The following is a 12,961-nucleotide window of genomic DNA, read 5'->3' on the forward strand; positions in this document are numbered from 1 at the left end:
GAAATAAAACTCTCCGAGGTCTCAAAGCCATAAATATCTTCGATGGTTTCGGAAATCTGTCGGGTAGTCATTCCTTTGGCATACATGGAAATGATCTTCTGATCAATATCAGAAATATCTTTCTGACGTTTTTTCACCACCTGTGGTTCAAATGTTGATTTTCGGTCCTGCGGCACTTCGATTTCCATCGATCCATATCGGCTGTTGAGCTGTTTGCGCTTATACCCATTGCGGTAATCATCATTATCCGAACGTTCTGATTTTTCATAGCCGAGATGATCGTCCATTTCCGCTTCCATCATTTCCTTAATGGTACCGCCTAAAAGATCCTTGAGCGCATCCTGGATGTCTTCAGCAGACTGGATATCATACTCTTCCAGGAGCTGATGGATGATGTTTCGTTTTCCTTCGGTCATTTGTACTCGATGTACCGGTTTCTTTTGTCTTGCCATAATAAAAGGTCCTCCTAATGATATTTATTGTATCATAGAAGAACCTTCCAAACATTATTTTACAGAAAAAGTTTCATACTCTCTCAGAATTTGTTTCTCAGCTTTCGGTATTCTCTCGGCGAATATCCTTTCAACTTGTGAAAAAGCCGACTGAAATAAAGCTGGTTATCATATCCGATAATCTTAGAAATCTCATTGATGGAATAAGTTGTTGTTTCAAGTAACATCTGAGCATTGTTGATGCGGATTCCCACAATAAATTGCATTGGTGTAGAACCGGTATATTTTTTGAAATTTCGGATAAACCAGCTGACACTCATGCCTCGTGAGGCAGCATAATCATCAATATTGATATTTTGATTGTAGTTTTCACTGAAAAAGGTAACAGCATTATCCATCTCATGATCAAGATATTCATTTTTTAATATGTGCTCTCTTGTCAGTTCCCGGTGGAAACTGATCAGAAGATGACGTAGCAAAAGGACGAGCATTTCCTCATAATTATCTTGACAGCGTTGGAGCTCGATAATAATACGCTTGAAAATTTGTTCATATTCATTAGATGTACCCACTTGAAAGACACGTTCTTTATCCTGAAATCCATATTGACGTAAGATATTTTTCACATTGCTTCCTGTGAAGTGAATCCAGTATACTTCTGCCTTATCTTCTCCGTAATATTCATATTTCTGAAGTTCTTTCGGTCTGTACAGTACAATGTTGCCGGCTGGAACAATCGTTTCGTTATTTACATTATCAAAATGAAAATGCCCACAACCAGCAGTGATATATATAATCTGATAATCCAGACGACCCCTTGGACGGTAGGTAGGAAGTTTGGGATGTCTGGAAAGACGGTAAGTACCACAGCTACCTACAATCAGCGGACGACTTTTGTCTTTGAAATCCATATGTGAGTGGTTCAAATAACCGGTGTTCAAATACATAGGACAGCACCTCTTTTCGCACTTTTTATCATTGTATCATTTAGTGCATATTTTGTCTAATCCAATTTATAGACATGTTTTGCGGATTAGGATAAGCTATATATAGCATAACTAAGGAACGTAAACAAAAAAGTAAAGTATAAGGTTTGCTTTAGGGAAACAAAGAACAAAAAAGTATATGTATTGGAGGAGAGTTATTTATGATCGTACCACGTTATTATGAAAATCTAAGCGTACTGCACGAAAACACAATGCCAGCCAGAGCCTATTATATTCCGGCATCCAAAAGAATGGATAACTTGGTGGAACACAGAGAAGAATCAGATCGTATGCAGTTATTGAATGGAACTTGGAAATTCCAGTATTTTAACAGCATCTATGACATTCAGGATTCTTTCTTTGAGAAGAATTATGATACAGAAAATTTTGATGAGATTCAGGTTCCAAGTGTATGGCAGATGGCAGGATATGATACACACCAGTATACAAACATCCGGTATCCGTTTCCGTTTGATCCACCATATGTGCCACAGGATATTCCGTGTGGAGCTTATGTACATAATTTTGAGTACAGCAGAGATGAGAAAGCATCAAAAGCTTTTTTGAACTTTGAAGGAGTAGACAGCTGCTTTTATGTATGGATCAATGGCTCTTACATAGGATACAGCCAGGTTTCACATATGACCAGTGAGTTTGATGTTACCGATGTACTTCAGGATGGAACGAATACGGTGGCAGTGTTGGTAATGAAATGGTGTGATGGTTCCTATTTGGAAGATCAGGACAAATTCCGTATGAGTGGTATTTTCCGGGATGTGTACATTTTGAAACGCCCAAAACAGGCAATCAGTGATTATCATATTAAAACAAGAATTGAGGATATGCTTGCGAAAGTAGAAATTGAAATGAAATTCTACTTTCCCTTAAATGTAAAAATTTCGATTGAAGATAGAAACGGAGCAGTTGTAGCACTAGGAAGTATTGCTGAAGAAGGAACAGCTGTATTAGAAATTGCAAGTCCGGAACTTTGGAATACAGAAAATCCATATCTATATAAACTGATTCTTGAAACAGAGAATGAAGTAATTGTAGATCACATTGCATTAAGAAAGATAGAGATTAAAGACCAGGTCATTTACCTAAATGGACAGAAGATTAAATTCCGTGGTGTCAATCGACATGATTCCGATCCGGTTACTGGATTTACAATCAGTCTGGAACAGCTCACAACCGATCTTACGTTAATGAAGCAGCATAATTTTAATGCGATCCGTTCCAGCCACTATCCGAACGCACCATTTTTCTATGAAATGTGTGACAAGTATGGATTCATGGTAATAGATGAAGCAGATATTGAAGCTCATGGTCCATTTATGATCTACAGAAAAGAAGACACTGATTACAATCGGTTCAAACGATGGAATGAGAAGATTGCAGATGATCCGGTATGGGAAGAGGCAATCGTTGATCGCGTAAAACTCATGGTGGAACGTGACAAAAACCGTTTCTGTATTGTTATGTGGTCAATGGGAAATGAGAGTGCTTATGGCTGCAACTTTGAAAAAGCACTGGAATGGACAAAGAATTTTGATCCAGACCGCATCACACAATATGAGAGTGCAAGATACCGTAATTATGATGAAACATATGATTACAGCAATCTGGATGTGTACAGCCGGATGTACCCGGCGCTTTCCGAAATTCAGGAATATCTGGATAAAGATGGAAGCAAACCCTTCCTTTTGGTAGAGTACTGTCACAGCATGGGAAACGGACCTGGAGATTTTGAAGATTACTTCCAGATGATTCAGGATAATGATAAAATGTGCGGCGGCTTTGTCTGGGAATGGTGTGACCATGCGATTGCTCATGGAACTGCTGAGAATGGAAAGACTATATATGCTTATGGGGGCGACCATGGCGAAGAAATTCATGATGGCAACTTCTGTATGGATGGATTAGTATATCCGGACAGAACGGTACATACAGGACTTTTGGAATACAAGAATGTTTATCGCCCGGCAAGAGTTATTTCCTATAACAAAGAAAGCGGAGAACTGGTGCTTCATAACTACATGGATTTTGATGACTTGAAAGATTATGTGAAGATTAGTTATGAGCTGACACAGGATGGTCTTGTGATCAGCAAAGGCATACTTCCGGAGTTTTCTGTGGCACCACACGGGGAAGGAAAAACAAACCTGAAGATCAATGTTCCAGAGAATGGGAAATGTTATTTAAAACTTATTTACCATCTGAAAAAAGAATTGCCACTGTTGAATGAAGACCATATTCTTGGATTTGATGAAATTGAGGTAAGTAAAGAGGATACAAAATGTAAACTTGCAGAGAAATGGATACCAAAAACAGTAGTGGACTCTGAATTACAGGTAAATGAAAATGATACACAGATTCATATCAAGGGGCGTGAATTTGCTTATACCATAGACAAACGTACTGCACTCTTTACAGAGATGAAATTCGCAGGGCGGGAATACTTGAACCATCCGATGGAATTAAATATTTGGAGAGCTCCAACAGATAACGATATGTACATCAAGTCTGAATGGAAGAAAGCCCACTATGATAAGGCTTACACAAGAGCCTATACGACAGAGGTTGTGCAGGGAAAACATGGTGTGAAGATTACAAGCCATGCTTCCGTTGTGGCAGAGACAGTACAGAAGATTCTTGATGTGACGATTACATGGAAAATAGAAGCTGCTGGAAAGATTGATGCAGATATTGCAGTAACAAAAGACGATGAATTCCCGGATCTTCCGAGATTTGGTGTGAGGATGTTCCTGGATAAAAAACTTTCAGCTGTAAGATACTTTGGAATGGGACCACAGGAAAGTTATTGTGATAAACATCAGGCTGCGAGCCACGGTTTATACCGGGCAGATGTAGGAGATTTACATGAGGACTATATCCGTCCACAGGAAAATGGAAGCCATTATGATTGTGAATATGTAGAGCTTAACAACAGCCGATATGGAATTGTGGCATCCGCAGAAAAGGCATTTTCATTCAATGCTTCTTATTATACACAGGAAGAACTTGAGAAGAAAACGCATAATTATGAATTAATAGAATCAGATAGTGTAGTATTCTGTGTTGACTACGCATTAAATGGCATTGGTTCTAATAGTTGTGGTCCAGTTGTATTAGATCAGTACCGATTTGATGATGTATTATTCCGGTTCCAGTTTACGCTGATACCGTATGTAAAGGGATAATAAAGTTTCATGTAACCCGTAAACAAAGAAGGATAGTCTGATTGCAATGTAAAGTCCGGATATACAGAGCAATCAGACAAAAACAGAGAAAAAATTAGAATTAGACATCATACGGTTAGACATATTGAGATTCTAAGTGCGATGAAGATGAGGAGCAAAGAAATTCGATGGAAGAAAAAAAGTATTTGAAATGGTATAACAAAATTGGATACGGATCAGGTGATGTTGCAGGTAATGTAGTCTATGCGTTCTTGACATCTTTTATGATGGTCTATCTGACGGACTCGGTAGGACTTGCTGCAGGTGTCGTGGGTACCCTGATTGCCGTATCAAAACTATTTGATGGTTTTACGGATATATTTTTTGGATCAATGATTGACAAAACACACAGTAAAATGGGAAAAGCGAAACCCTGGATGCTATACGGATACATTGGTTGTGCCATTACGCTGGTCTGCTGCTTTGCAGTACCAGTCAGCTTTGGAACAACGGCTAAATATGCATGGTTCTTTATTTCTTATACACTGTTAAATGGTGTGTTTTATACAGCAAACAATATTGCTTATTCAGCACTTACGTCACTGATTACAAAGAACAGCAAAGAGCGTGTACAGATGGGATCTTACCGTTTTATTTTTGCATTTTCAACAAGTCTTCTGATTCAGGCGATTACAGTTGAATTTGTAGATAAATGTGGTGGAGATGCTGCGGCATGGAGAACGGTTGCTATTATCTATGCAATCATTGGTCTGGTCGTAAATACGATTTCAGCACTTTCTGTTAAGGAACTTCCGGAGGAAGAACTTAATGAAGGAGAAGTAAAGAATGATAATGAAAAGTACGGAATGGTACAGGCATTCAAGCTTCTTGTTAAAAACAAATATTACATGATGATTTGTGGAACATATATTTTACAGCAGTTATATGGTGCCATGATTGGAGCTGGCATTTATTACATGACATGGGTACTGAAAAATAAGAATTTGTTTGGACAATTTGCATGGGCAGTAAATATTCCACTGATCATTGCCCTGATTTTCACACCGACATTAGTTGGTAAGTGGAAAGGTATGTATAAACTGAACTTAAGAGGTTACGTCTTGGCAGTCATCGGTAGAGCACTTGTTGTTGTTGCCGGATATATGGGCAGTGTTCCGCTGATGATGGCATTTACAGCTCTTGCAGCCTTAGGTCAGGGACCATGGCAGGGAGATATGAATGCAGTTATCGCATCTTGCTCTGAATACACTTATCTTACGCAGGGAAAGAGAATTGACGGAACGATGTACTCTTGTACTTCTCTTGGTGTAAAAATCGGTGGAGGTATTGGAACCGCTGTTGTTGGATGGATGCTTGAGTTCAGTGGATATGTCGGAACAAATGCAACTCAGCCACAGTCTGCACTTGATATGATGCAGTTCATGTATCTTTGGCTTCCGTTAATCTTTGATGTATTGATTATGTTTGCACTTTCAAGAATGAATGTAGAAGATGCAAATAAAAAACTGAAAGCAGAAAAAGGAATTGCTGCAGATGAAGTAACGGATGCATTAGACATAAATTAGAATTGACAGGAGAAAGCGTTGTCTGGTCGTTGCTCGATGAGACAGTGCTTTTTTCTATATATAAAGTGATAGAACTGTATTTTGAAAATAAAAAAGGACCACTTCATTTTTGTGAAATGGCCTTAAGAAAATATTCAGTTTTCACAAAATAGTCCTTTTAGTATTTATACATGGTAAGGATGCTCAAAATATTCAGTGTAGAATACTAAAAGGTCATTCAGATATTTTTTTAGGTTGCTCATTTGCAATTCCTCCTTTCCTTATTTACAAGTTGATTATAAGATAGGTGTAAAAGGATTGCTTGCCAAATTGAAAGAAGATATAGACAAATGTTGCAAAAGGGAGTATTTCATGCAGTTAAAATATGTTGACACAAAAGAGGAGATTATAGCAATAAATAGGAAGTCAAAACATATTGAACCACATCTTCATAATGCACTGGAGATCGTTTGTGTAACAAGTGGAGCATTAGAACTTGGTGTCGGACAGGAACTATACCATATGGAAAAAGGAGATATAGGCTTTGTATTTCCAGATGTTATTCATCACTATCAGGTACTGACACCCGGTGTAAATAAAGCGACTTATCTGATCGCATCGCCATTTACGATAGCCAAATTTGCAGATATCATGCAATCCATGGCTCCTGAATACCCAATCATCAAAGCGGAAAAGGTTGAACCGGAGGTATATAGGGTTATAAATGCAATTTTAGAGACAGAACAGTCGGATATTACTGTTGCACAGGCATATCTTCAAATTGTGTTGGCACGCTGCATAGGAAAATTAAATTTGGTAGAAAAGAGCAGTGTGGGGAGCAACGATCTTATTTACCAGACAGTTTCCTATATATCAGCAAATTTCAAGAAGAAGTTTTCGTTGGAAGAGATGGCAAAAGACCTGGGCGTGAGCAAATATGTTTTATCCAGACTCTTTTCCAAGACATTCCATAGAAACTTTAATCAATATCTTAACGATGCAAGGCTGAACTATGCATGCCATCGTTTGGAAAATACGAGTGATTCTATTACAAATATTTGTCTGGATAGTGGATTTGAAAGTCAGAGAACGTTTAACCGAGTATTTAAAGAAAGATATAAAATATCACCAAGTGATTATCGAAGTACTTGTGTGAAAGAGATGTTGTCATAAAAGGTTCTGTTGATCGAAATATTTACTTTGATTTTACAGTGCTATGTATTTGATTTCATGTGTGGATGATATAATATAAAAATATTTGTAGAAAAAAATATTGATGAAGTCTACCAATCAGTGTTTTTTGTTGTATAATGTTTTTGTCGTACAGGGTCACTTTCCTTTGTAATGTTTTGGGTCAAATTCTACCCCGATGATGTGCAGAAAGTTTTGTTTGCCAGAACGTTCGGCTGTGTCATCGCTTCGGCATCTTGATCAGCTGTACCTCAGGTAAATGGAGAAGAGAAGCTTAACTTGAGCATGGTAAGCGATGAGATCAAAAGCAAAACGATGTCCTGTCTGTGGTGGTGCTATGAAACAGCAGTTCATTGGATTAAGACATTGCAAATGCGGTATCAGTTGGAAGATATCCGGACAAAGGGTGATATATCCAGTAGAATAGTATAAGAAGGTATGATGGTATGAAGATATTAGTAATTCCTGATGTTCATCTTAAACCGCAGATGTTTAAACAGGCTACAGCTCTTATGCATCAGGGAATTGCTGATCGAGCGGTATGTCTGATGGACATCCCTGATGATTGGGACAAGCAATATAATGTCGGACTTTATGAAGAAACTTATGATGAGGCTATTCGGTTTGCAAAAGCATTTCCGGAAACAGCCTGGTGCTACGGGAATCACGATTTGAGTTATCTGTGGCATTGTCTGGAGAGCGGTTATAGCTCCATGGCTTCAATGACAGTGCAAAGAAAGTTGTTGGATTTGCGAGAGGCTGTTCCAGAAGATAATCCCATTAAATATGTTCAGAGAATAGACAATGTTCTCTTTTCTCATGGAGGCGTACTGAATTTCTTTGTAGAGGAATATGTTCCGCGAGCAAAATATAATGATGTGGATGCTGTGCTAGAGACGATTAATCAGCTCGGAAGAATCGAGATGTGGAATGATGCATCGCCGATCTGGCTGAGACCACAGCATTCAAAAATGAGATTATATAAGCCACGTAAGTTGTTGCAGGTTGTAGGTCATACACCTATGGATGCAATTACGAAAGAGGGAAATCTGATTAGCACGGATGTGTTTTCAACTTACAGAGATGGAAAGCCGATTGGAACGGAGGAGTTCCTCCTGCTCGATACAGTGACATGGGAATACTGCGGAATTAAGATGAATTAAGATGTAGAATCCGATACGTAATTGGATGCATATTATAACAGACATTATTACGATGATGTCCGGGGAACGAGTGAAAGTAAAAACGAAATCGTATCAGAATGATATGGTGACATTTAAAAATAAAGATGACGTTTTAACTGCACTGATTCACTTAGGCTATCTGGCATACGATCGAAGAGAACAGATGGCGTACATTCCAAATGAAGAAATCCGCAGCGAGTTCACGGATGCGGTAAAAGAACATCAGTGTATCATTGAGAAGTATGAAAAATAAAAAGGAGTATGAAAAAATGTATTACGTACCAGACGGAACCAAAACATGTGGTTATTATGAATGCAAGAAATGCGGCAACCGCTTTTTATCCCTTCAGACGATGGAAAAAATCCCATGCCCGGACTGCGAGGCGGAGGTGGATTATGAAATCGGACCTGGCGAATCTTTGGAGGATGTGCTGGACACCGCAGTGCTGCTGCAAAAAATCGAGGGCGAAGAGGAAGTGGAAAAGATGGATGCACTCTTAAGTCTTGCGATTACCGGCGGAGATTTTGACTGGATCTGACATAACAGAGCTTTTTTCAAACACGCTCCAGACAGGTAGCGGATATTTGATGAATGCCAAGTCTGGCGTCCGCTCTGAATTTTCACAGAATTTTGCCGGAGTTTTTCCGCGATTTTAAAAGAAAACAAAGAAATTTCAAAGGTTCATGAGAAAAATGTTCAGAAACAACCGAAAAAACATCGGTGAAATTGTGTAAAATTGACAGAACTGATGAAAAAGACCGGAAATCATCGAAAAATTTAAGGATTGACAAAAAGCGGGAATTCCGCTAGAATGTGCCTATGTTGAAAAACAGCAGAGAAAAAGAATAGAGTAAAGATAACGCAACGGAGCGGTTCTGGGAATAGAATCGCTCCGTTTGTAATTTTCTCCCTTTCTCCAAGGTTTTATTTCTCCCAAAAAACACTCTCAGAAAACCGGAAAACGCTCTGTCTGTTTTTCAAGATAAACTCCATATAAGTAGTGGATTCGCAAAGGCGCGGTACGAAGGGAAAGCTTCGTGCCGCGTTTTTCAATCCCAAGGAGAAACGTCAGTAAAGAGTTCGCAACGGGGCGATCTGGAAGGAAGATTTCCAGATCGCTTTTTGATTTTACCGGAAAGGAGAAAGTCCGATGGAAAACACAAACGTCTTATTTGACAGAAAGCGTCTGGTCCGGCTGATCGTACCATTGATTGTGGAACAGGTGCTGGCCGTTACCGTCGGTATGGCAGACATGGTAATGGTATCCGGGGCCGGTGAAACGGCTGTTTCCGGAATCTCACTTGTCAATACGATCTGTGTACTGCTGATCGTGATTTTCACATCGATGGCAAGCGGCGGTTCCGTTGTCGGAGCACAGTTCCTCGGAAGCGGGGATAAGAAAACAGCGTGTCACGCAGCCGAACAGCTCGTTATGATCTGCGGACTGATTGCACAACAGGAGGCGAGGCGTATGAAAGAAGAAAACTATGAGGTAGTCGTTTTTCAGGGAGACCCGGGAACCATCGATCTGACGTACGAAGAAATAGAAGCAGAGTGGAACAAAATGCTGCAGACCGTACCACAGATCGGAAAGTTCCGTATCATCCATCAGGGGAAAAAGAGGTACATCTTCGAAGATTACAGCAGTCAGATCGGGAACGCCGACGCAGCACTTGGTATCTGGGTCCACAAAGGAGTGATCAACGAAAAGCTTTTTGAAGCGCATCCGAATCTGAAATATATCGCAACGCTGGGACATGGATTTGAAGACTTCGATGTGGAAATGACAAGACGCCGGGGCGTGACCATAACGAATACGATTTACGGTGATGTCACCATTGCCCAGTATGCGATGGCACTGCTCATGAACATCTGTCATAACGTGACGGTACAGAGCGATTACACCAAAACAGGGTACTGGAAAGAAAAAGAAACGAATCCGCAGGCAAGCTACAATCAACTGTTCGTGCCGCAGATTGAGCTCTACCAGAAAACGATGGGAATCATCGGACTTGGCGCGATCGGCCTCTGGACGGCAAGAATGGCAAAGGGCTTTGGCATGAAGGTCATCGCAAACAGCCGTCACAAAAAGACGGGGCCGCAGTATGACGGCATCGAGCAGGTCAGCATGGAAGAAATTTTCGAACGGTCGGATGTGATCTCCATTCACTGTCCGCATACGAAGGAAACAGAAAACCTGCTGAACCGTGAAGCATTTGCCAAAATGAAGGACGGTGTCATCATTATCAACACCGCGCGGGGAATCATCATCGATGAGGAGGCGCTTCTTGAGGCGCTGGAATCGAGAAAGGTTTATATGGCAGGACTCGATGTTGTCGCAAATGAGCCGCCGCAGTATCAGATTCCGCTGATGCAGTCGCCGTACACCTTTATTACTTCCCATATCGCCTGGCAGCCGAAGGCAGCAAGACTCCGTGCAGTAGATCTGGCGGTGAAAAACTTCCGGTCGTACCTGGAGGGAATGCCGACAAGTGTGATTAATTAAAAACAGCGGATTGTGAAAGCAGATGCAAAAAAACGACTGTAAAAACAACTGTAAAAACAGCAGAGCTGCGGAACAGTCCAGGCATGAAAGAAGAGGTTAGAAAATCTGTCAGAAAACAGATTTCTATATAGAAGCAGCAGAGCCGGTAAATGAATGGAAGAGAAAACCGGGAAGGCGGATAAAAAAGAAATCCGCAGCCGGAAAAATCAGAAGCTGTACAGGGACCGGTTCGGAAAGGGAGGGAAAATCATGAAAAAGCTGGAAATTGTAATTCGTCCGGAGAGCCTCGAAAACCTGGAGCTACTCCTCGAGGAGCAGAAGGCAAACGGTATGATGATCACAAATATCCTTGGATATGGAAATCAGAAGGGATATCGTCAGATGTACCGTGGAGCGGAAATCGTGGCCAAAATGCTTCCGAAGGTTAAAGTGGAGACCGTTGTGGAGGACGACAAGGTTCCGAAAATCGTTGATTTTGTTGTGAAAAACCTGTCAACCGGAAACTACGGCGATGGAAAAATTTTCGTTTACGATGTCGAAGATGCAGTGCGGATCCGGACAGGTGAGCACGGCGAACAGGCACTTTAAAAAATCTGAAAGCCACCGTTTCAGAAGATCTGCAGACGGGAACAGGTAAGATGGGAATGAGGAGGAACTTATTATGGAAAACACACAGGTATTACTCAATATCGTATGGACCATGGTCGGAGCCTTTCTGGTGTATTTTATGCAGGCCGGATTTGCCATGGTGGAGACAGGATTTACAAGAGCGAAAAACTCAGGAAACATTCTGATGAAGAACATGATGGATTTCGTGCTCGGCTCTATTTTCTTCTTTATCATCGGATTTGCGCTGATGTTCGGAGGAAGCAATGCTTTTATCGGAACCGCCGGTTTTTTTAATCCGAAATCGCTGGCAGATGCAGACGGCATGTTCAACGGACTGCCGATCGGCGTATTCATGATTTTCCAGACCGTGTTCTGTGCAACATCGGCAACGATTGTATCAGGAGCTATGGCAGAGAGAACCAAATTTATCTCTTATCTGATTTACTCCGCAGCGATCAGCGTTTTCATTTATCCGATCACCGGACACTGGATCTGGGGAGGCGGCTGGTTAAGCCAGATCGGGTTCCATGATTTTGCAGGATCTACCGCAGTTCATATGGTCGGCGGTCTGTGTGCCCTTGCCGGTGCAAAAATGGTCGGACCTCGTATCGGAAAATACACAAAAGAGGGAAAACCGGTTGCTATTCCTGGTCATAACCTTCCGCTTGGAGCACTTGGTGTCTTTATCCTCTGGTTCTGCTGGTTCGGATTTAACTGTGGATCTACCACAGCAGCAACCTATAATCTTGGCGACATTGCCATGACTACAAACCTTGCGGCAGCAGCAGCAACACTTGTTACCCTGATTGTTACCTGGGTACGTTATGGAAAACCGGATATCAGTATGACAATGAACGGCGCACTGGCCGGACTGGTAGCTATTACAGCAAGCTGTGATGTAGTCAATGATTACGAGGCACTGTTCATTGGAGCAGTTGCAGGTGTTGTCGTTGTATTCGCAGTTGAATTCTTTGATAAAGTCGTAAAAATCGATGACCCGGTTGGTGCAATCAGTGTACACGGTGTCTGTGGAGCACTCGGAACCTTATTCACCGGTATTTTCGGCGAGGGATGCAGCTTTATCACCCAGATGATCGGTTTTGTAGCAGTTGCAGCATATACCCTGATCCTGGCGTTCATTCTGTTCTTCGTCCTGAAAAAGACCATCGGACTTCGCGTAACCGAGAAGGAAGAGATCGACGGATTGGATATGCACGAGCACGGATGCAGCGCTTATGCAAACTTCCACTTCCATAATGATAAATAAAAAAGGATCAATAAAAAAGGT

At 41.1% G+C, this 12,961-nt stretch carries 12 protein-coding genes; 10 read left to right on the top strand and 2 right to left on the bottom strand.

Annotated features, from left to right (window positions below):
* Positions 1-452 (bottom strand): transposase (locus tag DW915_RS05310; RefSeq protein WP_199676777.1); only part of this gene is annotated, 452 nt, incomplete at its 3' end.
* Between the two features lie 83 nt (positions 453-535).
* A complete protein-coding gene (locus tag DW915_RS05315) occupies positions 536-1,399 on the bottom strand; it encodes an AraC family transcriptional regulator (protein ID WP_055221858.1) in 864 nt (287 codons plus the stop codon).
* A 200-nt stretch (positions 1,400-1,599) separates the two neighbouring features.
* On the opposite strand from DW915_RS05315, the gene DW915_RS05320 reads away from it, so the two are divergent.
* The 10 genes from DW915_RS05320 (at position 1,600) to DW915_RS05365 (ending at position 12,940) form a co-directional block, all read left to right on the top strand.
* A complete protein-coding gene (locus tag DW915_RS05320; RefSeq protein ID WP_055221856.1) occupies positions 1,600-4,638 on the top strand; it encodes a glycoside hydrolase family 2 TIM barrel-domain containing protein in 3,039 nt (1,012 codons plus the stop codon).
* Between the two features lie 167 nt (positions 4,639-4,805).
* Positions 4,806-6,203 carry an MFS transporter gene (locus tag DW915_RS05325; protein ID WP_055221854.1) on the top strand — a complete coding sequence of 466 codons (1,398 nt, stop codon included), beginning with the start codon at positions 4,806-4,808 and terminating at the stop codon, positions 6,201-6,203.
* 351 nt (positions 6,204-6,554) lie between these two features.
* The gene (locus DW915_RS05330) at positions 6,555-7,355 is read left to right on the top strand and encodes a helix-turn-helix transcriptional regulator (RefSeq protein ID WP_019163021.1); all 801 of its coding nucleotides are present in this window, start codon (positions 6,555-6,557) and stop codon (positions 7,353-7,355) included.
* Between the two features lie 171 nt (positions 7,356-7,526).
* Positions 7,527-7,613: a helix-turn-helix domain-containing protein gene (locus DW915_RS16540; RefSeq protein WP_117762139.1), complete on the top strand. Its 87-nt coding sequence runs from the start codon at positions 7,527-7,529 to the stop codon at positions 7,611-7,613.
* 206 nt (positions 7,614-7,819) lie between these two features.
* On the top strand, positions 7,820-8,536 hold the full coding sequence (locus tag DW915_RS05340) for a metallophosphoesterase (protein ID WP_118741731.1): 717 nt from the start codon (positions 7,820-7,822) through the stop codon (positions 8,534-8,536).
* 25 nt (positions 8,537-8,561) lie between these two features.
* Positions 8,562-8,810, top strand: coding sequence for a hypothetical protein (locus tag DW915_RS05345; protein ID WP_147341985.1), 249 nt, complete (start codon positions 8,562-8,564; stop codon positions 8,808-8,810).
* A gap of 16 nt (positions 8,811-8,826) precedes the next feature.
* Positions 8,827-9,096 carry a hypothetical protein gene (locus tag DW915_RS05350; protein WP_055221876.1) on the top strand — a complete coding sequence of 90 codons (270 nt, stop codon included), beginning with the start codon at positions 8,827-8,829 and terminating at the stop codon, positions 9,094-9,096.
* A 612-nt stretch (positions 9,097-9,708) separates the two neighbouring features.
* A complete protein-coding gene (locus DW915_RS05355; protein WP_117804667.1) occupies positions 9,709-11,064 on the top strand; it encodes an NAD(P)-dependent oxidoreductase in 1,356 nt (451 codons plus the stop codon).
* A gap of 249 nt (positions 11,065-11,313) precedes the next feature.
* A complete protein-coding gene (locus DW915_RS05360) occupies positions 11,314-11,652 on the top strand; it encodes a P-II family nitrogen regulator (protein ID WP_055221847.1) in 339 nt (112 codons plus the stop codon).
* 73 nt (positions 11,653-11,725) lie between these two features.
* Positions 11,726-12,940, top strand: coding sequence for an ammonium transporter (locus DW915_RS05365; RefSeq protein WP_117804666.1), 1,215 nt, complete (start codon positions 11,726-11,728; stop codon positions 12,938-12,940).
* Positions 12,941-12,961: the final 21 nt, after the last annotated feature.

The sequence above is a fragment of the Blautia sp. AM42-2 genome (assembly GCF_003480245.1).
GTDB classification, from domain to species: Bacteria; Bacillota; Clostridia; order Lachnospirales; family Lachnospiraceae; genus Fusicatenibacter; species Fusicatenibacter saccharivorans.